Below are 22,099 nucleotides of genomic sequence, written 5' to 3'. Positions count from 1 at the left end.
GCGCGAGCAGACACTTATGTACCCGTCATGCCGCGAAAATGGGGACCTAACTGTCTGCTCGCGGGAGGTCATTTACACACCCACCCCTTCGGTGGCCATCAATGCCGAGGCGTGCGGATCGAACGGGCAACCGCCGTCCAGATGCGCCTCGTACTCCTCGCGGAAATGTCTGATCGACGACATGACCGGTGTCGCCGCACCATCGCCCAACGCGCAGAACGACTTTCCGAAGACGGTGTCGGAAATGTCGAGCAACTTGCCGATGTCGGCCTCGGTTCCCGCTCCGGTTTCCAGGCGGGCATAGATCTGGGCCAGCCAGTAGGTGCCCTCGCGACACGGCGTGCACTTGCCGCACGATTCGTGCGCGTAGAACTGCGTCCAGCGCCGCACCGCGCGCACCACGCAGGTGGTCTCGTCGAAGATCTGCAGTGCCTTGGTGCCCAGCATCGAACCGACCGACGCCATCCCTTCGTAATCCAGTGGCACATCGAGATGCTCGCCGGTCAGCAGCGGGGTCGAAGAACCGCCAGGGGTCCAGAATTTCAGTGTGTGACCGGTGCGTACCCCGCCGGCGTACTCGAGCAGTTCGCGCAGCGTGATCCCCAGCGGCGCCTCGTACTGGCCCGGCCGATTGACGTGGCCGGACAGCGAATACAACGTGAAACCGGGAGATTTCTCCGAGCCCATGGACCGGAACCAGTCGGCGCCGTTGAGCAGGATGGGTGGCACGCTGGCGATCGACTCCACGTTGTTCACCACGGTGGGGCAGGCATACAAACCGGCCACCGCGGGGAACGGTGGCCGTAACCGTGGTTGACCACGCCGCCCCTCCAGGGAGTCCAGTAGCGCCGTTTCCTCCCCGCAGATGTACGCGCCGGCGCCGGCGTGCACGATCAACTCCAGGTCGTAGCCCGAATCCAGGATGTTAGAGCCGAGGTACCCGGCCTCGTAGGCTTCGGCCACGGCCGCCTGCAACCGACGCAGCACGGGAACCACCTCACCGCGCACATAGATGAATGCGTGCCTGGCCCGGATCGCGTAGGAGGCGATGATCACGCCCTCGATCAGGAAATGCGGCGTGGTGAGCAGCAGCGGAATGTCTTTACACGTACCAGGTTCGGATTCGTCGGCATTGACCACCAGGTAGTGCGGCTTGGCGCCGGCCCCTTCGTCGCCCTGGGGGATGAACGACCATTTCGTCCCGGTGGGGAAGCCCGCGCCGCCGCGTCCGCGCAAGCCTGAATCCTTCACCAACCCGATCACGTCATCGGGCGCCATGGCCAGCGCGCGTTCGAGGCCCCGGTAGCCCTCGTGACGGCGGTAGGTGTCCAACGTCCACGGCTCCGGCTCATCCCAGAACCGGCTCAGCACCGGCGTCAGCGGCGTCATGCGTCAGCACCTCCCGCATCGCGGGCCGTCATGCCGTGCTGCTGTGCGACTCTCAGCCCGGCGAGGGTGGCGGGACCGGGGTTGCCGCCGGAAGCCTGCGGGTCGGCGAGCCCGGCCAGGATGCGTGCGGTTTCCCGGAATGTGCACAGCGGCGCCCCGCGGCTGGGTGCCGGCGCCTGACCGCTGCGCAGGCCGTCCACCAGATCACGTGCAGACGAGGGCGTTTGGTTGTCGAAGAACTCCCAGTTGACCATCAACACCGGGGCGTAGTCGCACGCGGCGTTGCACTCGATGTGCTCGAGGGTGACGCGTCCGTCGGCGGTGGTCTGGCCGGCCTCGATGTCCAGATGATCCTGCAACGCATCGAGAATCGCGTCGCCACCCATGATCGCGCACAACGTGTTGGTGCACACTCCGACCAGATACTCTCCGGTCGGGGTGCGTCGATACATCGAATAGAACGTCGCCACCGCGGTCACCTCGGCCTCGGTAAGACCGAGTTGTGCCGCGCAGAAACCGATTCCGGCCGGGGTCAGGCACCCATCCTCGGACTGCACGAGGTGCAGCAGCGGCAGCAGTGCCGAGCGGGCGTCCGGATAGCGGACGATGATCTGTTCCGCATCCGTGCGCAGCCGGGTGTCCACGTCCGCGGGATAGGCCGCGCGTCCGTTGATCGGTGGGCCGGCCTCATCGGGGCGTTGCCCGAGCTGCAGAAACACTTCGCTCACCTGTCCACCCCGCCCATCACCGGATCGATCGACGCCACCGCCGCGATCGCATCGGCGACCATGCCGCCTTCACACATCGCCGCGACCGCCTGCAGGTTGGTGAACGAGGGGTCGCGGTAATGAACGCGATACGGCCGGGTCCCACCGTCGGAAACCATGTGCACCCCCAGTTCGCCGCGGGGCGATTCCACCGCCACATACACCTGGCCGGCCGGTACCCGGATGCCCTCGGTGACGAGCTTGAAGTGGTGGATCAATCCCTCCATCGAGTGACCCATGATCTTGGCGATGTGTTCGGGGGAGTTGCCCAGCCCGTCAGGTCCGAGTTTCAGATCGGCGGGCCAGGCCAGCTTCTTGTCCGAGATCATCACCGGGCCGGGGCCCAGCTGTTCGAGCCGGTCCACGCACTGCTCGGCGATCTTGAGCGACTCCCGCATCTCCTTGACCCGGATGATGTACCGCCCGTAAGAATCACACCGGTCATCGGTGATGACGTCGAACTCGTAGTTCTCGTAACCGCAGTACGGCTGCGACTTGCGCAGATCAAGGGGGAGCCCGGTGGACCGCAGCACGGGCCCGGTGATGCCGAGTGCGATGCAGCCGGTGAGGTCCAGGTACCCGACGTCGATCGTGCGGGCCTTCCAGATGTGGTTCTCGTTGAGGAGATCCTCCAAGTCGCACAGGCGTTTCGGAAGCAGTTTCAGTAGGTCTCGCAGCTGGGTGATGCCGTCGTCGGGAAGGTCGGCGGCAAGACCGCCGGGCCGGATGTACGCGTGGTTCATGCGCAGTCCGGTGATCGACTCGAAGACCCGCAGAATCTCCTCGCGCTCGCGGAATCCGTAGAACATCGCGCTCATCGCGCCGAGTTCCATCCCGCCGGTGGCCAACGCCACCAGGTGTGAGGAAATCCGGTTGAGCTCCATCAGCAATACCCGGATGACGCTGGCGCGTTCGGGGATGTCGTCGGTGATGCCGAGCAGCTTCTCCACCCCGAGGCAGTACGCGGTCTCGTTGAAAAACGGTGAAAGGTAATCCATCCGGGTGACGAAGGTGACGCCCTGAGTCCAGTTCCGGTACTCCAGGTTCTTCTCGATTCCGGTATGCAGATAGCCGATGCCGCACCGGGCCTCGGTGATGATCTCGCCCTCGATCTCCAGAATCAGCCGGAGCACCCCGTGCGTAGACGGGTGTTGTGGGCCCATGTTGACGACGATGCGTTCGCCGGACCGGGCGGCGGCGCCTGCCCGCGCCGCAGCGACCACCTGATCCCAGTCCGCGCCGCCGACAACGACCACGGTTTCACCGCCTTCGGGCGGCACAGTCGAAGTGCTCATCAGTTGTACGACCTCCGCTGATCGGGCGGTGGGATCTGGGCGCCGTGGTACTCCACCGGGATTCCGCCCAACGGATAATCCTTGCGTTGCGGATGACCCACCCAGTCATCGGGCATCTCGATACGGGTGAGAGCCGGGTGACCGTCGAAGATGATGCCGAAGAAGTCGTAGGTTTCGCGCTCGTGCCAATCGGTACCGGGGTAGATCGCATAGACCGACGGGATGTGTGGATCCGAATCCGGTGCGGCGACTTCCACACGGATGCGGCGGTTGTGGGTGATCGACATCAGCGGGTACACCGCATGCAGTTCGCGGTCGGTGTCGTCGGGATAGTGCACCCCGCTCACTCCAAGGCACAGCTCGAACCGCAGCGCAGGGTCATCGCGCAGCACGCTGACCACCGCAGGCAGTTGGACGCGGTTGACCTCCAGGGTCAGTTCGTCGCGGAACACCACCACCCGCTCGATCGATACGGCGAACCGTTCCTCGCCAAGAACCTCGGCGAGTCGGTCGACGATTTCGTCGAAGTCGCCGCCGTAGGGCCGAGGGGATCCGCCGGGCAACGCAACGGGGCGCACCAGGCGCCCGTATCCGGAGGTGTCCCCGGTGCCTGCCGCGCCGAACATGCCCCGGCGTACCCCGATCACCTCGGGCGTGTCGCCGGTTCCGTGGGGGGCGTCGTCGGACGTGCTCACCGCAGCAATCCCTTGAGCTCGATGGTCGGCGTCACCGACAGCGCCGCCTGTTCGGCTTCCCGGACGGCCTCCTCGCGGTTCACCCCGAGTGGCATCTGCTGAATCTTGTCGTGCAGCTTGAGGATTGCGTGCAACAGCATCTCCGGGCGGGGCGGGCAGCCGGGCAGGTAGATGTCCACCGGCACCACGTGGTCGACGCCCTGGACGACGGCGTAGTTGTTGAACATGCCACCCGAGGAGGCGCACACGCCCATGGCCAGCACCCATTTCGGTTCGGCCATCTGGTCGTAGATCTGGCGCAGGACCGGTGCCATCTTCTGGCTGACCCGCCCCGCCACGATCATCAGATCGGCCTGCCGGGGGGTCGCGGAGAACCGCTCCATTCCGAACCTGGCGATGTCGAACCGGGGCCCGGCGGTCGACATCATCTCGATTGCGCAGCAGGCCAGCCCGAAGGTCGCGGGCCACAGTGACCCCTTGCGGACATATCCGGCCACGGTTTCCACGGTCGACAACAGGATGCCGCCCGGCAGGCGTTCTTCTAGTCCCAATTCAGGCCCCCTCGGCGCCAGACGTACGCGTATGCCACGAACACCGCGAGCATGAAGAGCAACATCTCGACCAGCGCGAACAGGCCGAGGTTGTCGAACGCCACCGCCCACGGATAGAGAAACACGATCTCGATGTCGAACACGATGAACAACATCGCCGTCAGGTAGTAGCGCATCGGCATGCGCTGGCCGGTGGCGCCCGCGGCGCCGGGTGGCATCGGCTCGATACCGCATTCGTACGCTTCGAGTTTGGACCGGTTGTAGCGCCGCGGTCCGATGACGAGTGCGATCCCCACCGACACCACCGCGAATGCGGCCGCGATCGCACCGAGAACCAGGATGGGTGTGTACAGGTTCATGCCGGGCGGTCGCTCCCCTCGGTGGGCTGTCGATGTGAGCTAACCCACAGCCTAGCGAGGATTGCGGCCCGCGCCACTCGTTTTGATTAGTATCGGTTACTATCGGGGCAGCGCGAGGCTGCGGCTAGAGCCGTGTCGTGAATATCAACGGCTACAGGGGAATTCATCCCCGAGCCCGTAGGGGTCATCGCGCAGGCGTGCGTAACAGCGATACCACCGCGTCACCGAGCCGGATCGGATCGATCGGGTGGGGGACAGCGGCTTCGGCCCGTGACCAGTTGGCCAGCCAGGCGTCGTCGGGCCGTCCGGTGAGCACCAGGATCGGCGGACAGTCGTCGATTTCGTCCTTGAGTTGCTTGGCGATCCCCATGCCGCCCACCGGGGTGGCCTCGCCGTCCAAGATGGCCAGATCAAACCCGCCGGCGTCCATCTGTTCGATCACGATCGCGGCGGTGGCGACCTCGAGATAGGCAAGCTCGGGCAAATCCGGATGTACCCGTCTGCCCAGCGCAAGCCGCACCTGCTCGCGGGTGCGGGCATTGTCGCTGTACACCAGAATACGCAGCGTCACGGGGTCGGGCATGGCGCCGATGCTACTGGGATAGTGGTCGGTCATGCCGATGACTCGGCGAATTCCATTGCGCCGCTTCAGACCCGGACGAACACCAGATCAGCGGACAGGTCGGTCTTCGGACCCACCATCCCCAGCATATTGCCAGAAACGCCGAAATCGCCCCGTTCGACGGTGCAGTGACCGGATACCTGCACGGCCCCGTCGTCGAGAACACGCACGCTGACCGGCAATTCGATGGCTCGGGAGACGCCCCGGACGGTCAGGGTGGTCTGCAGCAGGGCGGCGTCGTCCCCCGAGGGCTCAGCTTTGCTCGCCTCGACGGTGATGTCCGGATGATTGTCGACGTCGAAGAAGTCGGCCGACCGCAGATGCGCGTCCCGCTTGCCGATGCCCGTCTGCAGCGAAGTCGCGCGGATGCGCACGCTGCCGGTCACGCCGTCGGCCACTTTGCCGTCGCCGCTGAACTCGGTGAACGTGCCGGTGACCGTTGCCAGCCCCCACATCGTCTTGTTGCGGAAAGACAGCACCGACCGGTCGGCGGCCAGGTTCCAGGAGCCCGCGGTGCCGGTGAGGATGTTGTGCAGGGTGGTCATGGCGCCTCCATTGTGTCGGTTCAGCTGAGCAGCGGTTCGATGTCCTTGGGGTCGAAGTACTCGTCGATGCGGCTGATCAGGCCGTCGGCGCCGATCTTGATGACGATGCAGACCCGCAGTGCGATCGACGCACCGTTTCGGCCGGTGGCCCGCAGGATGTGTTGTTGGACGAACCCGCCATCGAACACCTGCCGGTCGAGTACCTGGTAGTGCCGCTCGGCGGTGGCGTTGATGAACCAGTCGATGACGCGAAGTGCCCGGCCGCGGTCGTTGTCCTTGAGATCCCCGGAGTGCCACACCGTGACGTCGTCTGCCCACAGCGCGGCGATGCCGTGGCTGTCGCTGCGTTCGATCGCGGTGAACAGCCGCTCGGCGACCTCTCCGATGACCTCAGCGTCCCCAAGGGACATCACATCGCCTTCCCGTGGTCGGGGTTGACCTGAACAGGTGTTGAGGTTGAACACTGGAATTCATGGATTCCACACCCGAGTTGTCCTTGTTCGACAAAGCCTACGAGTCTCACACCGCACCGTGGGTCATCGGTGAACCCCAACCGGCGATTGTCGCGCTGGAACGTGCCGGTCGGATCAGCGGTTCGGTGCTCGACGCGGGTTGCGGCACCGGTGAACACACCATCCTGTTGACCCGCCTCGGCTACGACGTGCTGGGCATCGACTTCGCGCCGAATGCGATCGAGCAGGCCCGTGCCAACGCCGCGGCCAAAGGGGTCGACGCGAACTTCGCCGTGGCCGACGCGATGAAGCTGGGCGACGGACCGCGCTACGACACGATCATCGACAGCGCGCTGTTCCACATCTTCGATGACGCCGACCGCCCCACCTACGTCGCGGGCCTGCACGCCGCGTGCCGGCCCGGCGGGGTGGTGCATGTGTTGGCGCTGTCGGATGCCGGCCGCGGTTTCGGCCCGGAAGTCAGCGAAGCCGTCGTCCGCGACGCATTCGCCGACGGCTGGGTGCTGGAGGCACTCGACACCACCACGTACCGGGGTGTCGTCGGACCGGCACAGACCGAGGAGATCGGCCTGCCTGCAGGCACCCACGTCGACGAGCCCGCCTGGCTGGCCCGGGCGCGCCGAACGTGAACGGCTACTACTGCTCGTCATAGCCAGGATGATTCGCCGCCACCCGACGGCGCACCAGAACACGCAGGCACGCCATGACGTCGTCGGCGCGACCGTCTAGCTCGCCTGCGCGGATCGCGGCCGCGAGCTGTGCTTCGGTATAGCACCCGAGTTCTGCCAGGGCTGCGGTGACGTCGGCATGGCCGTCGGCCAGCAGCTCGCGCTCGACCATCCGCAGGGCGTTGGCTGCCACGCGGGCGTGGAAGTTGACCGCACCACCGGTCGCCCCGCGCACGTCGGTGTCGAGGAACTCGGCGACGGCCGCGACCAGCTCGGCTGCGGTCGGCCGGCCGTACAGGTCGGTCACGATGCGCTCCCCTCGAGCAGGCTCAGCAGGTCCCATTCGGTTTCGCAGACCCGCCTGCCGATCGTGGCCAGTTCCACCGACCGGGTCTGCCCGCTCAGGTGCCGCTGCGCCTGGTAGCGGCAGATGATCCCCCATCGCAACGTCGCCAGTACCAACCACCAGCGCAGTGCGGCCCTGTCGACGGCGGCCCCGCCGGCATCCTCGTAGGCCCTCAGGAAGCTGTCGATGCTGCCGAGGCCGCCCGCCTCCATGCCGTGTGGCGCGCCGAACCGCCAGGCCCTGATGCAGAACCAGGCCAGGTCTTCATACACCTCGCCGAGGTGCACCAGCTCCCAGTCGAGCACCGCGGCCAGCTCGGACCCGTCGACGATGAGATTGCCCATCCGGAAGTCGCCGTGTACCAACCGACGTGGTGACGGATCGGGCCGGTGCGCTTCGAGCCACCGGAACGCCCACTCGAAGGTCGCTGTGGTGTCCATTTCGTCGAGCTGTCCGCGCCACTGGGTTGTCTGGTCCAGCTCGACGAGGCCGAGTTGGACCGGCGGCTGGGCGCGGTGAATCGCAGCCAGTGCCTGTGCGCACTGGGTCAGCAGGTTCGTCCGCCCCGCGTCGTCGAGCTGACGCTGGATGCGCCGCACGATGGTCTCCCCGGCGACGAAGTCACAGATCAGGAACGGGTTGTCGAGCGGCGCAACGGAATCATCGGCCACCAGGACGTGGGGGACCGGTGCCCCGGCCGCGGCCGCCGCCCGCTGTGCGCCCGCCTCCAATTCCATCCCGGCGTGCAGCTCATCGGGTGCCCCGGTGCGCAGGATCAGCTTTCGCGGGCCCTCGGCGGTGACCGCGACGAAGGACCACGTGGTGCGGCTCGCACCACCGGTCAGCTCGTGCAGATCTTCGACGGCGACCTCATGTCCGAGGACCGGGGCGAGCACGTCCGCGAGCCTCGCAGCGTCGGTCACTTCCTGGCCTTGCCGAACCCGAACAGCCGCTGCGCCACTCGGCGCATCTGGATCTCTTCGGCGCCCTCGGTGATGCGGTACCGGCGGTGATGGCGGTAGATGTGCTCGAACGGTTCGTGGCGGCTGTAACCGATACCGCCGTGCACCTGCATGGCGCGGTCCGCGGCCTCGCACACCAGGCGATTGGCGCGGTAGTTGGCCATCGACACCTTGTCGGACACTTCCATGTGGTGGTTACGGTCCAGTTCGGAGGCGGCGAACCGCACCAGCAGCCGGACCATCTGTGCCTCGGTCTGCAGTTCCACCAGCGGCCACTGCACGGCCTGGTTGACCGCCAGCGGCTTGCCGAACACCATGCGGTCATTGGCGTAGCCCACGGCCCGGTCGATGCAGTATTGCGCTGCCCCGAGGCTACTGGCCGCCTGACGGATCCGGTTCTCGTGCAGGAATGTCTGGCCTACCTCCAAGCCGCGATCGACTTCACCGAGCACCGCATCGGCAGGCACGCGCACGTCGGTCAATTCGACCTCACCGTGGTCCGTCGGCATGTTGAAGGTCCACCAGTAGAACGGAACGGTGAAGCCCGGGGTGTCGGTGGGTACCAGGAACGCGGTGATGCCGCGGGCCTGACCCGGCTCACCCGAGGTCCTGGCGAAGATCAGGTCGTGCGTGGCCCGGTGGACTCCGGTGTTCCACCGCTTGGTGCCGTTGATGATCCATCCCGAGTCGGCACTGTCGCCGTCTCGGACTGCCCTGGTTTCCAGCCAGGTGGCGTCTGAGCCGTGGGCCGGTTCGGTCAGCCCGAACGCCATCGACCGCTCACCGGTGAGCATCGCCTCGACCCAGTCCTTCTTCTGCGCCTCGGTGCCGAACCGGTCCATCATGATGACCTGAGGGAAGTTGCCGACGATCGACGACTCGTCCTGCAGGTCGTTGTGCAGTCCAAGGCCTTTGTGCGCCAGGTGCTCCCGGATGACAGCCATGTCCACATTGCTGCCGTCCCGCCCGCCGAACCGGGCGGGCAGACCGTACCGGAGCCAACCGGCGGCGTCGGCGCGGCGCCGCATCTCGTCGAGCAAATCCTCCCAGGCCCGCGCCGGAATGCCGCCGTTGTCCCAGTCGGTGCGGGCATACTCGCGCCGCTGGTCGAAGTACTGCATGTGTTCGCGTTCCAGCGGTTTGATCTCGGACTCGATGAACTCGTCCATCTCTGCGAGCAGGCCCGGAAGATGTTCTGGTAAAGCGAAGTCCACGGTGATGTCTCCTTCTGACTCAGAAGCCGTACAGGGTTTTCTTCCAGACCGTCGCCAGTGTCGCGATGGCGTCGGCGTCGCTGATCTCGATATCCAGGCCGGAGGTGCCGACGAACACCGTGGTGAAGTTCTCGAACAGCAGCGCGATCGCCGCTGCCACGTGCCGCGGTTGCAGGTCTTGCGCGTAGCCCTGCTCCTGTGCGCGGTGCACCGACGCCACGACGATGTCGATGCCGAATCGGCGGAACTCGTTCTGTACGTCAGCGAATCGCTGCTGGGTGGCGGCCAGTTGTGCGACCGCGATCATGATGCCGATGTTCTGCTTGAAGATGTTCCAGTACCCGGTGACCACCGAGGTGAAGAACTCGGTGTCCTCTGCGGACTCCGGCAGGTGCAGATTCAGTCCCGATGGTTCGACCACGTCGTGCAGGAAGGATTCGGCCAGTGCCGCGAGCAGGTCTTCCTTGTCGCCGAAGTACCGGTAGAACACCGCGGGGCTCTTGCCGGCTGCCGAGGTGATGTCGGCCAGCGTGGTGCCGTGGAAGCCACGCTCGGCGAAGAGTTTACGTGCGGCCAGCTCGATCGCCGATCGGGTCTGGCGGCCCTTGGAACCCAACTCGGCGGCAGTCATCGTGCGCTCAGCCCCGGATCCGGTCGCCCGAGCGCAACAGCGCGCTGGGTAGCTCGTGGCCCACCGCGAGTTGGGCGACGATGGCTGCATCGATGGTCCTGTCGAGGTCGACATCGACATCGACCTCGCTGTCGCGCAACAGGTATACGAGGTCCTCGGTGGCGATGTTGCCACTGGCCCCTGGCGCAAAGGGGCAGCCGCCCAACCCGCCCACCGAGGCGTCGAGCCTGCGTACGCCGGCCTGTACCGCGGCGTAGGCGCTGGCGAGTCCGGCGCCACGGGTGTTGTGGAAGTGCGCGCCCAGTGGAAGTCGGCCGGCGAGGGGGCGGACCTTCTCGATCAGTGTGGTCACCCGCCGTGGGGTGGCGGTGCCGATGGTATCGGCGATCGCGATCCGGTCGACGCCCGAACTCACCGCGGCCGAGACGATGTCGAGGACCCGCTGGGGATCGGTCGGACCGGCGAACGGGCAGTCCCATGCGGTGGCGACGATGACTTCCACCGAGGTGTCGTTGTCGTGCGCGATCGCCACGATTTCGGCGATCTGTGCGGTCGCCTCGGCCGAGGTCCTCGCGACGTTGGCTCTGCTGTGTGCATCCGACGCCGACACCACGTACTCGACCGACCGCAGTCCGGCCGCGATGGCGCGTTTGGCGCCATTGGGGCTGGCCACCAATGCGGAGAACTCCACATCGTGAGAGACCCGGTACCGGTCCAGATGTGTTGCCAACTCTGCGGCGTCGGCCAGCGCAGGCACCTTCGAGGGTGAGACGAACGCCGTCGCCTCCACTTCCCGCACCCCGGTCGCGACGACGGCCTCGAGGATTTCGAGCTTGGCCGACAACGGAATCGGGGCCTCGATCTGCAGGCCGTCGCGCAGGCACACCTCGCGAATGTCGACCTTGGTCGGCAGGCTCATGTCACAGCACCCCCTCGGTGCGCAGTGTCTCCAATTCGTCAGTGCTGTATCCGAGCAACCCGGTGTAGACCTCATCGTTGTGCTGGCCGGGCCGCGCCGACCCGCCGTTGCGGATGGTGCCCGGAGACTCCGACAGCACCGGAACGATCCCGGGGCCCTTGATGTTTCGCTCGATCCGGTCGTCCCAGTGGTCGGCGATCATGCCGCGGGCCCGCAGCTGGGGATCGTTGACAACCTCGGCGACTGTGTTGATCGGGCCGCTGATCACTCCGGCTTCCGACAGGGTGGAGATGATGTCGGCGGGTTGGTGTTGCGCTGCCCAATCACCGATGATCTTGTCCAACTCATCCTGATTGCGTCCGCGCGCAACGTGGTTGACGAACCGGTCGTCGGTGGCGAGTTCAGGACGCCCCATCGCTCCGCAGAGCCTCCGGAACACCGTGTCCTGATTGGCCGCGATCACCACCCAGCTGCCGTCGGCACTCTGATAGATGTTCGAGGGCGCGATGCCCTCGAGGCGCGTGCCTGACGGACCGCGCACCACCCCGCCGATGTCGTAGTCGGGAATGGTGGATTCCTGGATGGCCAGGCAACTTTCGGTCAGCGCGGTGTCGACGACCTGGCCTTCTCCGGTGATGCTGCGCCTGTACAGCGCGGCGAGCGCACCCTGTGCGGCGAACATGCCGGCCAGGCTGTCGCCCAGTGACAACGCCAGCCGCGGCGGGGGACCGCCGGGGAAGCCGTTCATATGCCGAAGCCCGCTGGATGCCTCGGCCACCGATGCATAGCCGGCTTTACCTGCGTCCGGCCCGGTCTGCCCGTATCCCGAGACGCGCACCAGGATGATGCCCTTGTTGCGTTCGTGCAGAACGTCGTAGCCCAGGTCCCATTTCTCCAGGGTGCCCGGCCGGAAGTTCTCTACGATCACATCGGAGCGCTCCACCAGTTGCAGGAAGATTTCCCGTCCGCGTGCGGTACGCAGATCCAGGGTGGCGGCCCTCTTGTTGCGGGCATGTACGGTCCAGAAGAAGTGGTGGCCGTCGAGTTCGGCCTGCCCCCAGGTGCGCAGCGGGTCGGGGGAGCCGGGGAGCTCGATCTTGATCACCTCGGCGCCCATATCGCCGAGTAGCCGCCCGGCGAAGGGTCCGGAGATCAGGGTGCCGAGTTCGAGCACCCTGACGCCGTCCAGAGCCCCGGTCATACCGGCTGCGCCAATCCGCGGTCACTGCGCTCCTGCCCGCCGAATCCGTGCCGGTGCAGCCAATCCGTGCAGACCCCGACCGCCTGGCGCAGTGTGCCGCGTTGATCCGGGCCGGAGTAGTAGTGGTTGGCACCGGGTATCTCGTACATCTCCTTGTCCGGATGCCCGATCGCCTCGTAGAGGCGCCGGGTGTGGCTCGGAGTGCAGGCGTCGTCGGCGAGGTTTCCGATGACCAGCGCGGGCACCGCGATGTCGGGGCCGGCCTTGACCGCGTCGCCGTTGGCGTCGTCGTAGCTCCACTGCGACAACCAGCTGCGCAGGGTGCAGAACCGGGCCAGACCCACCGCGGAGTTGTTCACCACTGCAGGATCGCCCAGATAGCAGGTCCCCGGGGTGCGTTCGTTGGGATCCACGGTCGGGTCAAGCCAGCGCGGGTCGGCCATGGTGCCGTGCACGACGAACGCGTATTCGTCATCGGGACGGCCCGCCGCCTTGAGTTCGGCAAGTTTTTCCTTGACCCACGCCGTGATCCGGCGGTTACGGGCGATCTGCGCCTGGTGATAGCGGTCAAGGAACTCGGGGGTGTACGGCGGCTGGTTCGGGTTGTCGCGGTTGTACAGATCAAGCTCCGGATCCCGCTTGGTCGGGTCGGTCTCGTCGATAATGGAGGCGTCCATCCACTCGGTCATGGTGCCGTGGCGGCTGATGTGGGCGGCGAGCAGCATGATCCCGTCGGCCGGGATGAGCCCCAGCGTGGTCAGGTCAGGGCCGTCGCCGGACGGGCTGGCGGTCACGGTCGGGTGCTGCGCCTGCTGCTGGTAGAACACCGACAGGGATCCGCCGCCGCTCCAGCCGGCCAGCACCACCTTGGAATAGCCGAGCCGGTTCTTGGCGTCCTTGATGCATTCGCCGAGATCCTCGACCACCTTCTCCATCAGCAGCGCCGAGTCGGTGCCCCGGAACCGGCTGTTGCAGTAGATGACATGGTGGCCGGCGCGGGCCAGCGCGTTGATCATCGGCAGATAGGCACCGCCGCCGATGGGGTGCATGAACACCAGCACGGTATCCGAGGGCCTGTCTTTCGGCTTGAGCTGGTAACTTTCCAGCACCACCAGTTCGGCGACGCCGCCGTACACGTCCCGCACGGACGAGTTGTTCTGGTAGGCAACCAGATACGGAATCCGGTCGTATTCATACTTGACGGGCGCCTCGGTCGTCGTCATCAGTGCTGCCCCAGATCGTTGGCGAGAATTTCAGCGGACGGGATGAGTCGGCGTCTGGTGTCGATCGCGATCACCGACCAGTCGACCCGGTCATAGTCGTCGAATTTCCGGCGGGCCCGTTCCCGGGCCTTCTCCGGTGCGCCGTGGTGAACCCCTTGCGGGGCATGGGAAACCAGTCCCGGCGGCATCGGAATGCCGTACAGCGAGCCGGCGTGGAAGAAGGCGATCTCGTCGTAGTCGACGTTGCGGTGATACCACGGCGTGCGCTCGGTGCCGGGCACGCTCTCGGCGGGCTTGGGCAGGAAGTTCATCACGTATACCCCGGTCGCCTGCATGAACAGGTGCACCGTCGGCGGCAGGTGCACGCTGTCGGAGGTGATGACGGTGTAGTCCTCGATATTGAAGGTGAACGGGAAGTTGTCGCCGCGCCAGCCTTCCACATCGAGCGGATGATGTTGGTAGAACAGAGATGTCGGTCCGCCGTCGTGGATGAGCCGGACTTCGTATTCGTCTCTGCCGTCATCGTCGATGGGCGCCGGCTCCGGAATCACGGTCTGCGCCGGATCGAACGGGAAGTGGCGGCCCAGGGTGCCTGCCGGGGGCACGCGGAACTCGTCGGTGGCCTGGATCATCAGCAGGGTGGTCTCGGCGGTGGGGATCTGGCGCCAGGTGCAGGCCTTGGGGAGGTAGATCCAGTCACCTTCGCGGTAGTCCAGCGGGCCGAACTCGGTTTCCAGCCGGCCCGACCCTTTGTGGACGAAGGACAGTAGGTCTCCGTCGACGTAGCGCACGAAGAACGGCATCTCCTCGGCGCGACGGCTCAACAGCACCAGGCAGTCGGCGTTGGAGAACATCAGCAGTGGGCCGCCGTCGGAGTCCGTGGCGTCACCGGGCTTGAGTTCCGAGGACAGCACATCGGTCGGGCGCAGCGGGCCGACGGTGCGGTAGGCCGTCGGATCGTTGCGCCGGTACATGTTCGCGGTCCGCCCGACGAAGCCGCCCCGGCCCAGCTCGTCGTCTTTGAGGCCGTCGAGATCGGCGTGCACGCGCTTGGGCGTCTTGCCTTTTCGCAAGTGGACGAAGGATTCCATGGTGTTGCTCCGGTGGGCGTCGACGAGGCTGCGGACAGGGATCGTGCCAAAAACTGAAACTGACGTTACTTTTATTTCAGTGTCGGGGCAAGGGCCGGTTACAGCAGGCCCGCGGCACGGAACATGCGGTCGTAGATCTCGCGGATCACGGGCTCTTTGCGGGCGTTGTAATCCATCACGTGCCCGCCACCGGGCACGGCCGACCGCTTGGCCTGCTCGTACCGGATCCGGTCCTGCGGGTGGGTGCGCAGCCAGTCCCGGAACATCTGGTGTCGGACGGTTTCCGGGCAATCCGGGCCGAACACGTGCAGATTCACCTGTGGTTGGTCGAGTCGCAGGCAGCGATGCTCATGCCAGTCGGGTTCGCGGACGGTCAGCCGGTAACCGATCCGCGTCAGCGACGGAAGATATGCATCTTCGTCGGCGGGGTCGGCGACCGTGAGATCGACATCGATCACGTCCTTGGCTGCCAAGCCCGCAACCGCGGTGGAGCCGACATGCTGCAGCTCAAGCACCCGCTCGCCGAGAGCCGCGCGAATATCGGCCGCCACCACCAGATAGCGCTGCGGCCACTGGGGGTTGTAGGGCACGATCTCGACAGGTCTGGGCGGGGGAGGCCCGTCGACCCACGGGTTTGTGGACGGATCAGGTTCGTGGTGGCGCGTGATTTCCTCCGGGGTCGGCACTGTCTCGACGGTAGCCCCGATGCTCACACCATGGCGATAGGCGAGACCCGCATGCCGATCGACAACGCCCCGGCAAGTTCACGGCTGGTGTCGTAGTCGAAGATCACATGCCCGGAGAGCACGTCGACGTCGCGCTTGATGCGCTGCAGTGGATTGTCGAGGAAGTGCGCACTGGCGCCCGACGAGCTCAGCAGTAGCGCGATGACCGCCTGCGACTCGTGGACGATGTGCGCGGCCGCCAGTCGGGCCTGACCGCGGAGGTCGCGGGACACCGGGTCCCCGGTGCCGAGTACGTGCTCGATCTCGCCGACGGTGTCGTCGAGCAGGCCGCGCAACGCGCGCAGTCGGACCTGGGCCTCTCCGAGGTGGGCCTGGGCGGCAGGCTTGTCCTGCTGTTTGACCCCTTCGTAGGCGATCACCCGCTCGCCGAGTCGCTCGGCGTAGATCTGGGCGGCACGCTCGGCGCCGCCCAGCGCGGGCATCGCGGCCAGCAGGGCCAGTGCGGGAACCATCGGCCAGCGGTACGTCGTCGCACTGTGCACTTTCGTGCCGGGCGCCGTTCCCGAGTAGATGTCGAGCACCCGCACCAGCCGATGTTCGGGCACGAATGCGTCGGTGATGACGACGTCGTTGGAACCGGTGGCTCGCATTCCGTCGGTGTGCCAGACGTCCTCGACTCTGATCTCGGTCGCGGGCAAGAGGGCCAGCGCGGGGTAGATCGCCTCGTCAGGTCCGCACAATGCACCCACCATGATCCAGTTGGCGTCCATCACGCCGGTGGCCCAGGACCACCGGCCGCTCACGCGCACACCGCCTTCGGCGGGTAGGCCGCGGCCTGTCGGGGCCAGCGGTGCGGGCGCCAAAAAGGGTCGCGTCGCGTAGCCCTCGGCCTGCGCCTGCTCGTCGAAGAGCGCGAGCATCCAGTTGTGCAGTGCGTAGAAGCCGATCGTCCACGCACTCGACGCGCACGCGTGCGCCATCCGGCGGACCGGATCCAGGAGTGCCGGGAAATCCGCCTGTTGGCCGCCGTAGCGGACCGGGACGAGCAGGTCGGTGAACCGGGACTCGGCGAGGTCGGCGAGTGTCTCGGCCGGGAGCCGTCGCGCGTCCTCGGCTTCGCGGGCACGTTCAGCCAGTCGGGCGATGAATTCGCTGGTGATGCCCGATTCCACGGTGGTGGGTGACGTCATGACCGGAAATTACCATACTTTTAAGTATGGCTATGCGCGTGTCGCGCTGCATAAGTGTTCGGCGACGATCCGGTAACCCTCAGGACACCGGTTGTGAACAGATAGATGTCAGTTGGTGTGGTGCAGTCGTGTCGAGCTGTCATCATTTCGATATCTCTGCAGGTAGATGGCCATGCGGCGAGAAAGATGCAAAGTCGAGTCGCCTGCAGTTTTCGCAGGAAGTGCTGGTGGGGACCGCGTCGCGGTTTTCTCTCATTGCAGCCTCATGATTTACTCAAGGCGCACAACTGAATTCTCTCGGTCCGCACTTCTGAAGCACCGGGCTCAGTAAGAGCGGGCGCGACAACGTGGCGAAACTATCGCCACGATGCCGCTGGGTGATCCTTGATCGCGCAGTACTGGGCGTAATAAACCGGAAGACGGATGGATTCGCAGTATGACCTTCATTGACAAGATTCGTGGCCATTGGGCCCGCCGGATGACGGTGGCGGCCATGGCAGCCCTGCTGCTGCCTGGCTTGATCGGCGTTGTCGGCGGATCGGCGACCGCGGGAGCCTTCTCCCGCCCAGGTCTGCCGGTCGAGTACCTGATGGTCCCCTCGCCGTCGATGGGCCACGACATCAAGATTCAGTTCCAGAGCGGTGGGCCGGGTTCGCACGCGGTGTACCTGCTCGACGGCCTGCGCGCCCAGGATGACTTCAACGGTTGGGACATCAACACCAACGCGTTCGAGATGTTCCTCGACAGCGGCCTGTCGGTGGTCATGCCGGTCGGCGGTCAGTCCAGCTTCTACAGCGACTGGTACAACCAGGCGTGCGGTAAGGCGGGCTGCACCACGTACAAGTGGGAGACCTTCCTGACCCAGGAGCTGCCGCAGTGGCTGCAAGCCAACCGCGACGTCGCATCGACCGGCAACGCCGCGATCGGTCTGTCGATGGCCGGCTCGGCCTCAATGATCCTGGCGGCCTACCACCCCGAGCAGTTCATCTACGCGGGCTCGATGTCGGGCTTCCTGAACCCCTCCGAGGGCTGGTGGCCGTTCCTGATCAACATCTCGATGGGTGATGCCGGCGGCTTCAAGGCGAACGACATGTGGGGTCCGACCGAGGATCCGAACAGCGCCTGGAAGCGAAACGACCCGATGGTGCAGATTCCCACGCTTGTCAAAAACAACACGCGGCTCTGGGTCTACTGCGGTAACGGACAGCCCAATGAGCTGGGCGGCGGCGATCTGCCCGCCACCTTCCTGGAGGGCCTGACCATTCGCACCAACGAGACGTTCCGCGACAACTACATCGCCGCGGGCGGCAACAACGCTGTGTTCAACTTCCCGGACAACGGCACGCACAACTGGGCTTACTGGGCCCGGGAACTGCAGGCCATGGTTCCCGACCTGCAGCGGGTGCTGGGCTAACCACCCCTCGCCAGCAGACGCAAAACTGCCCCAAATCTTCGGATTTGGGGCAGTTTTGCGTCTGCTGGCGGGCTCAGAAACCGCCGGCGACCCGCACTACGGCCCGCCCGGAGTAGCGTCCGGCACGCACCTCGTCGATGACGCCGAGCACATCCTTGACGTCGACTTCGTGGGTCATCTCGCCCAGGTGCGGCGGTTTCAGCGGGCCACCGAGTTGCTCCCACAGCGCGCGGCGATGACGGATCGGCATGAGCACCGAGTCGATGCCCAGCAGTGCCGCGCCGCGCAGGATGAACGGCATCACGGTCGTGTTCAGCGCGGCCCCGCCGGTGAGTCCGCTGGCCGCCACTGCGCCGCCATACCGCAGCGTGCTGAGCACATCGGCCAGCGTCGCACCGCCGACGCAGTCCACCGCGCCCGCCCACCGGGCCCGGGCCAACGCCCTGGGCTTTGCGTCGGGGTCGGCAGGTAGCCGGCCGATGACCTCTGCGGCGCCCAGTGTCTTCAGCCACTCGGACTGGTCGGCCTTGCCCGTCGAGGCCACCACCTGATATCCCGCGGCGGCCAGGAGATCGACGCTCACCGAGCCGACCCCACCGGTTGCCCCCGTCACCACGATGGGACCGTCGTCCGGGGTGATGCCGCGGTCGGTGAGTGCCCGCACGCTCAGCGCGGCGGTGAAACCAGCGGTGCCGATCGCTGCGCCCTCGCGCGGGGTCAGCGGGCCCAAGGCCACGACCTCGTCGGCAGGCACCCGGGCGTACTCGGCGTAGCCGCCGTGGTGACCCGTGCCGATCTGGTAGCCGTGGGCCAGCACAAGATCGCCGGGTGCGAAGTCGTCGGACTCCGATGCCACCACTTCGCCGGTCAGGTCGATGCCCGGGACGATCGGGTAGTCACCCACCACGCCACCCTTGGGGGTCAGCGCAAGTGCGTCCTTGAAGTTGACGCTGGAGTAGTGCACACGGATGGTGACCTCACCCGGCGGAAGCGCGGATTTCTCGAGCGTCTCGACCGCCGCGTGGATGCGGTCACCGTCTTGCCGCGCCATGAGCGCCTGAAACGTGTCCATGGGCTCACCCTAGTTGGCCGAGCAGACGTGAAAGTCCCCGAAAACCGGTGTTTTCGGGGACCTCCGCGTCTGCTCGCGCAGAAGGGTTTACTTCAGCTCGGACGAGGACAGGCCCAGCAACCGGCGGGCCACCACCAACTGCTGAATCTGCTGGGTGCCTTCGAAGATGTCGAGGATCTTGGAATCGCGGGCCCACTTCTCCAGCAGCGTCTGCTCCGAATAGCCTGTGGTGCCTGCCATTTCGACGGCCTTCAGGGTGATGTCGCTGGCCACCCTGGCGGCCTTGGCCTTGCCCATCGAGGCTTCCTTGGAGTTGGGAATGCTGTTGTCGGCCTGCCACGCCGAACGCACGGTCAGCAGGTAGCCGGCTTCCCAGTCGGCCTCCATCCGCAGAAACTCCGCGGCCGCGGCGCTCTGCGCATGCGCGGGCTTGTCGTAGGAGATCTCGACGCCCGCGTCGGTGAGGATGGCGCGCAGATCTTCCAGGGCGGCGCGGGCGATTCCGACGGCCATCGCCGCGACGATGGGGCGGGTGTTGTCGAAGGTCTCCATGACCCCGGCGAAGCCTTTGTCCACGTGGACTTCCGGATCACCCAGCAGGTTGTCCTTGGGGATGCGGGCGTTGTCGAAGCGGATCACCGCGGTGTCGGAGGCCTTGATGCCGAGCTTGTGCTCGAGGCGTTCCACGGTGACGCCGGGATGCTCGCGCGGCACGATGAACGACTTGATCGCCGCGCGGCCCAGCGACTTGTCGAGCGTCGCCCACACCACGATGTGGGTGGCGCGCGAACCTGCGGTGACGAAGATCTTCTCGCCATTGATCACGTACTCGTCACCGTCGAGCACGGCAGTGGTGGACACGGCGGCCGAATCGGAGCCGAAGCCGGGTTCGGTGATGGCCATGGCGGCCCACACGTCCTTGCCCAGTTTTTCGAGCTGCTCGGGGGTAGCCACCGACGAGATCGCCGCGTTGCCCAGGCCCTGACGTGGCACCGACAGCAGCAGGGCGACATCGCCCCAGCTGATCTCCACCGCGTTGAGCAGGGCGGACATGTTGGCGCCGTTGACGGTCACCTTGCCGCCCTGGCCGTTGGCGTCGTCGCGGAACGCCTCGGCGCCGGCGAACGAGATCGTCTTGGCTCCCGAGATGCCTTCGAAGAGGCTGGCCAGCGTGTCCAACTCGACGGGGTAGGCGTGCTCGGCGAGGTCGTACTTGCGCGAGATCGGGCGAAGCATCTCGGCAGCGCCCTGATGGCCCTTCTCGATGACCGCCGCAAGTTTGCGGGGCATTTCCAGATTGATTGCCATGATTAATCTTTCGAGTCGGAAGGTTAGAGAACGACGACGCCCTCGGCGACACCGATTGCCCGCAGATCGCGGTACCAGCGCTCGACCGGGTGTTCCTTGGTGTAACCGTGACCGCCCAGCAACTGGACGCCGTCCAGGCCGATCTGCATGCCCTTGTCGGTGCCGAGTTTGCGGGCCAGCGCGGCCTCGCGGGCGAACGGCAGCCCCTGCTCGGCACGGGCGGCCCCGCGCCAGGTGATCAGCCGCAGGCCGTCCAGTTCGATCGCGATGTTGGCGCACATGAACGCCACCGACTGGCGGTGGGCGATCGGCTCACCGAACGCCTCGCGCTCCTTGATGTAGGGGACGACGTAGTCGAGTACCGCGTGCGAGGTCCCGACGGCCAGCGCGGCCCAGCCGAGCCGGGACAACGCGATCGCCTCCGAATAATCCTGATCCGTCGCGCCGTCCTCGCCGAGCCGGTTGCCCAGCGGCACCGTCACGTTGTCGAGTTCGACGCGGCCGAGGGCGGCCGCGCGAATCCCCATGCTGGGATCGGCGGTGACCGTCAGCCCCTGGGACGACGCCTCGACGATGAACAGCGCAGGCTTGCCGTCCAGTTGCGCCGCAACGATGAACAGTTCGGCCTCGGCGGCGGCCGGAACCAGCGACTTGACGCCGGACAAGCGGTAACCGCTCGGGGTGCGCACCGCGGTGGTCTTCAGCGCGGTGGGGTCGAACAGCGCGTGCGGTTCGGCGATCGCCACGCATGCCTGGGGGACGTTCTCGCCGGCGAACTCTTTGAGATAGGTGGCTTGCTGGTCTGCGCTGCCCCAGTGGGTCAGCGCAGAGGCGACGCCGCCGGGAGCCAGGATCGGCAGCGCCAGCCCCATGTCGCCGTAGGCCAGTGCCTCGGCGACCAGCGCGGTGGTGACCGTGCTGCGGTGTTCGGCGATGCCGTCGAAGTCCTCGGGCACATTGACTGCGGTGATGCCCAGCTCAGCGGCCTTGGCGATCAGGTCGGCCGGGTAGGCGGCTGCGTCGTCGGCATCGTATGCGGCGGGCCGCAGGATCTCTTCGGCGAACTCGTCGACCGTCTCGAGAATCAGCTTCTGGTCGTCGGTGGGCGTCAGATCGAAGTAGTCGGCGCCGCTGGCGGGCAGCCGGGTGGGCGCCTTGCCCAGGCCCTGGATCCGTTTGAACTGGCGGGTGGACGCGCCTGCCGCCGAAAATACCTGTTTCACACCGTATTTCAGGCCGCGGTTGAGCGGGTCACGCAGACCGTAGCGATCCAGGAACTCCTGGCCGACGATGGGAGTGATCAGCGCCAACCCGATGTCGGTCGCTGTCCTCTTGTGTTTGTGCAGGCCCACGGCACTTTGCTGGCCGGAGCGTGCGGGACGTAGTGCAGAGCCGTTCTTGGACGGCAGGGTGTTGGTCATGTCAGTGCCTCTGTTGGTCGTGGCGACGCCATTGACCATATCTTACTCCAGAGTAAG

At 66.1% G+C, this 22,099-nt stretch carries 24 protein-coding genes; 2 read left to right on the top strand and 22 right to left on the bottom strand.

Annotated features, from left to right (window positions below):
* Positions 1-72 precede the first annotated feature (72 nt).
* The 9 genes from nuoF to M1247_RS17370 form a co-directional block, all read right to left on the bottom strand.
* Positions 73-1,389: an NADH-quinone oxidoreductase subunit NuoF gene (nuoF, locus tag M1247_RS17410; RefSeq protein WP_317157614.1), complete on the bottom strand. Its 1,317-nt coding sequence runs from the start codon at positions 1,387-1,389 to the stop codon at positions 73-75.
* Positions 1,386-2,117, bottom strand: a complete 732-nt coding sequence (gene nuoE, locus M1247_RS17405; RefSeq protein ID WP_317157613.1) for an NADH-quinone oxidoreductase subunit NuoE — start codon at positions 2,115-2,117, stop codon at positions 1,386-1,388. The genes nuoF and nuoE overlap by 4 nt, the downstream gene beginning before the upstream one ends.
* On the bottom strand, positions 2,114-3,451 hold the full coding sequence (gene nuoD, locus M1247_RS17400; protein WP_317157612.1) for an NADH dehydrogenase (quinone) subunit D: 1,338 nt from the start codon (positions 3,449-3,451) through the stop codon (positions 2,114-2,116). Before nuoD ends, nuoE begins: the two co-directional genes overlap by 4 nt.
* A complete protein-coding gene (locus M1247_RS17395; protein WP_317157611.1) occupies positions 3,451-4,146 on the bottom strand; it encodes an NADH-quinone oxidoreductase subunit C in 696 nt (231 codons plus the stop codon). Before M1247_RS17395 ends, nuoD begins: the two co-directional genes overlap by 1 nt.
* Positions 4,143-4,697: a NuoB/complex I 20 kDa subunit family protein gene (locus M1247_RS17390; RefSeq protein WP_317157610.1), complete on the bottom strand. Its 555-nt coding sequence runs from the start codon at positions 4,695-4,697 to the stop codon at positions 4,143-4,145. Before M1247_RS17390 ends, M1247_RS17395 begins: the two co-directional genes overlap by 4 nt.
* A complete protein-coding gene (locus M1247_RS17385; RefSeq protein WP_317157609.1) occupies positions 4,688-5,056 on the bottom strand; it encodes an NADH-quinone oxidoreductase subunit A in 369 nt (122 codons plus the stop codon). Before M1247_RS17385 ends, M1247_RS17390 begins: the two co-directional genes overlap by 10 nt.
* Before the next feature lie 184 nt (positions 5,057-5,240).
* Positions 5,241-5,639, bottom strand: coding sequence for an Rv3143 family two-component system response regulator (locus M1247_RS17380; RefSeq protein WP_317157608.1), 399 nt, complete (start codon positions 5,637-5,639; stop codon positions 5,241-5,243).
* 65 nt (positions 5,640-5,704) lie between these two features.
* Positions 5,705-6,223 (bottom strand): YceI family protein, encoded by a 519-nt coding sequence (locus M1247_RS17375; protein ID WP_317157607.1) that lies wholly within the window; start codon positions 6,221-6,223, stop codon positions 5,705-5,707.
* 20 nt (positions 6,224-6,243) lie between these two features.
* The gene (locus M1247_RS17370; RefSeq protein WP_317157606.1) at positions 6,244-6,633 is read right to left on the bottom strand and encodes a nuclear transport factor 2 family protein; all 390 of its coding nucleotides are present in this window, start codon (positions 6,631-6,633) and stop codon (positions 6,244-6,246) included.
* A gap of 62 nt (positions 6,634-6,695) precedes the next feature.
* Here M1247_RS17370 and M1247_RS17365 point away from each other — a divergent pair, with 62 nt between their 5' ends.
* Entirely contained in the window at positions 6,696-7,325 is a 630-nt protein-coding gene (locus M1247_RS17365; protein ID WP_317157605.1) for a class I SAM-dependent methyltransferase, read from the top strand.
* A 7-nt stretch (positions 7,326-7,332) separates the two neighbouring features.
* Here the strand turns inward: M1247_RS17365 and M1247_RS17360 are convergent, their stop codons facing one another.
* The 10 genes from M1247_RS17360 to M1247_RS17315 form a co-directional block, all read right to left on the bottom strand.
* Positions 7,333-7,707, bottom strand: coding sequence for a DUF6285 domain-containing protein (locus tag M1247_RS17360; RefSeq protein WP_410506890.1), 375 nt, complete (start codon positions 7,705-7,707; stop codon positions 7,333-7,335).
* Positions 7,668-8,633 (bottom strand): phosphotransferase family protein, encoded by a 966-nt coding sequence (locus M1247_RS17355; RefSeq protein ID WP_317157603.1) that lies wholly within the window; start codon positions 8,631-8,633, stop codon positions 7,668-7,670. The genes M1247_RS17360 and M1247_RS17355 overlap by 40 nt, the downstream gene beginning before the upstream one ends.
* Positions 8,630-9,886: an acyl-CoA dehydrogenase family protein gene (locus M1247_RS17350; RefSeq protein ID WP_317157602.1), complete on the bottom strand. Its 1,257-nt coding sequence runs from the start codon at positions 9,884-9,886 to the stop codon at positions 8,630-8,632. Before M1247_RS17350 ends, M1247_RS17355 begins: the two co-directional genes overlap by 4 nt.
* A 19-nt stretch (positions 9,887-9,905) precedes the next feature.
* A complete protein-coding gene (locus tag M1247_RS17345) occupies positions 9,906-10,517 on the bottom strand; it encodes a TetR/AcrR family transcriptional regulator (RefSeq protein ID WP_317157601.1) in 612 nt (203 codons plus the stop codon).
* 7 nt (positions 10,518-10,524) lie between these two features.
* Positions 10,525-11,436: a hydroxymethylglutaryl-CoA lyase gene (locus M1247_RS17340; protein WP_317157600.1), complete on the bottom strand. Its 912-nt coding sequence runs from the start codon at positions 11,434-11,436 to the stop codon at positions 10,525-10,527.
* Between the two features lies 1 nt (position 11,437).
* Positions 11,438-12,637, bottom strand: coding sequence for a CaiB/BaiF CoA transferase family protein (locus M1247_RS17335; protein WP_317157599.1), 1,200 nt, complete (start codon positions 12,635-12,637; stop codon positions 11,438-11,440).
* Positions 12,634-13,860, bottom strand: a complete 1,227-nt coding sequence (locus M1247_RS17330) for an alpha/beta hydrolase (RefSeq protein WP_317157598.1) — start codon at positions 13,858-13,860, stop codon at positions 12,634-12,636. Before M1247_RS17330 ends, M1247_RS17335 begins: the two co-directional genes overlap by 4 nt.
* Positions 13,860-14,951, bottom strand: a complete 1,092-nt coding sequence (locus M1247_RS17325; RefSeq protein ID WP_317157597.1) for a homogentisate 1,2-dioxygenase — start codon at positions 14,949-14,951, stop codon at positions 13,860-13,862. The genes M1247_RS17330 and M1247_RS17325 overlap by 1 nt, the downstream gene beginning before the upstream one ends.
* A 98-nt stretch (positions 14,952-15,049) precedes the next feature.
* Positions 15,050-15,664: a GrpB family protein gene (locus tag M1247_RS17320; protein ID WP_317157596.1), complete on the bottom strand. Its 615-nt coding sequence runs from the start codon at positions 15,662-15,664 to the stop codon at positions 15,050-15,052.
* Positions 15,661-16,827 carry an acyl-CoA dehydrogenase family protein gene (locus M1247_RS17315; protein WP_317157595.1) on the bottom strand — a complete coding sequence of 389 codons (1,167 nt, stop codon included), beginning with the start codon at positions 16,825-16,827 and terminating at the stop codon, positions 15,661-15,663. The genes M1247_RS17320 and M1247_RS17315 overlap by 4 nt, the downstream gene beginning before the upstream one ends.
* 436 nt (positions 16,828-17,263) lie before the next feature.
* Here M1247_RS17315 and M1247_RS17310 point away from each other — a divergent pair, with 436 nt between their 5' ends.
* The gene (locus tag M1247_RS17310) at positions 17,264-18,241 is read left to right on the top strand and encodes an esterase family protein (protein ID WP_317157594.1); all 978 of its coding nucleotides are present in this window, start codon (positions 17,264-17,266) and stop codon (positions 18,239-18,241) included.
* A gap of 73 nt (positions 18,242-18,314) precedes the next feature.
* Here the strand turns inward: M1247_RS17310 and M1247_RS17305 are convergent, their stop codons facing one another.
* The 3 genes from M1247_RS17305 to M1247_RS17295 form a co-directional block, all read right to left on the bottom strand.
* On the bottom strand, positions 18,315-19,313 hold the full coding sequence (locus M1247_RS17305) for an oxidoreductase (RefSeq protein ID WP_317157593.1): 999 nt from the start codon (positions 19,311-19,313) through the stop codon (positions 18,315-18,317).
* Positions 19,314-19,400: 87 nt separating this feature from the next.
* On the bottom strand, positions 19,401-20,621 hold the full coding sequence (locus M1247_RS17300; RefSeq protein ID WP_317157592.1) for an acyl-CoA dehydrogenase family protein: 1,221 nt from the start codon (positions 20,619-20,621) through the stop codon (positions 19,401-19,403).
* A gap of 23 nt (positions 20,622-20,644) precedes the next feature.
* Complete coding sequence (locus M1247_RS17295) at positions 20,645-22,042, bottom strand: acyl-CoA dehydrogenase family protein (protein WP_317157591.1); 1,398 nt, start codon at positions 22,040-22,042, stop codon at positions 20,645-20,647.
* Between the last annotated feature and the right edge of the window lie 57 nt (positions 22,043-22,099).

This window comes from Mycobacterium appelbergii, assembly GCF_032883035.1.
Classification (GTDB): Bacteria; Actinomycetota; Actinomycetes; order Mycobacteriales; family Mycobacteriaceae; genus Mycobacterium; species Mycobacterium appelbergii.
Note: the sequence above shows the minus strand (reverse complement) of the source record. Positions and strands in the feature narration are given on the sequence as shown.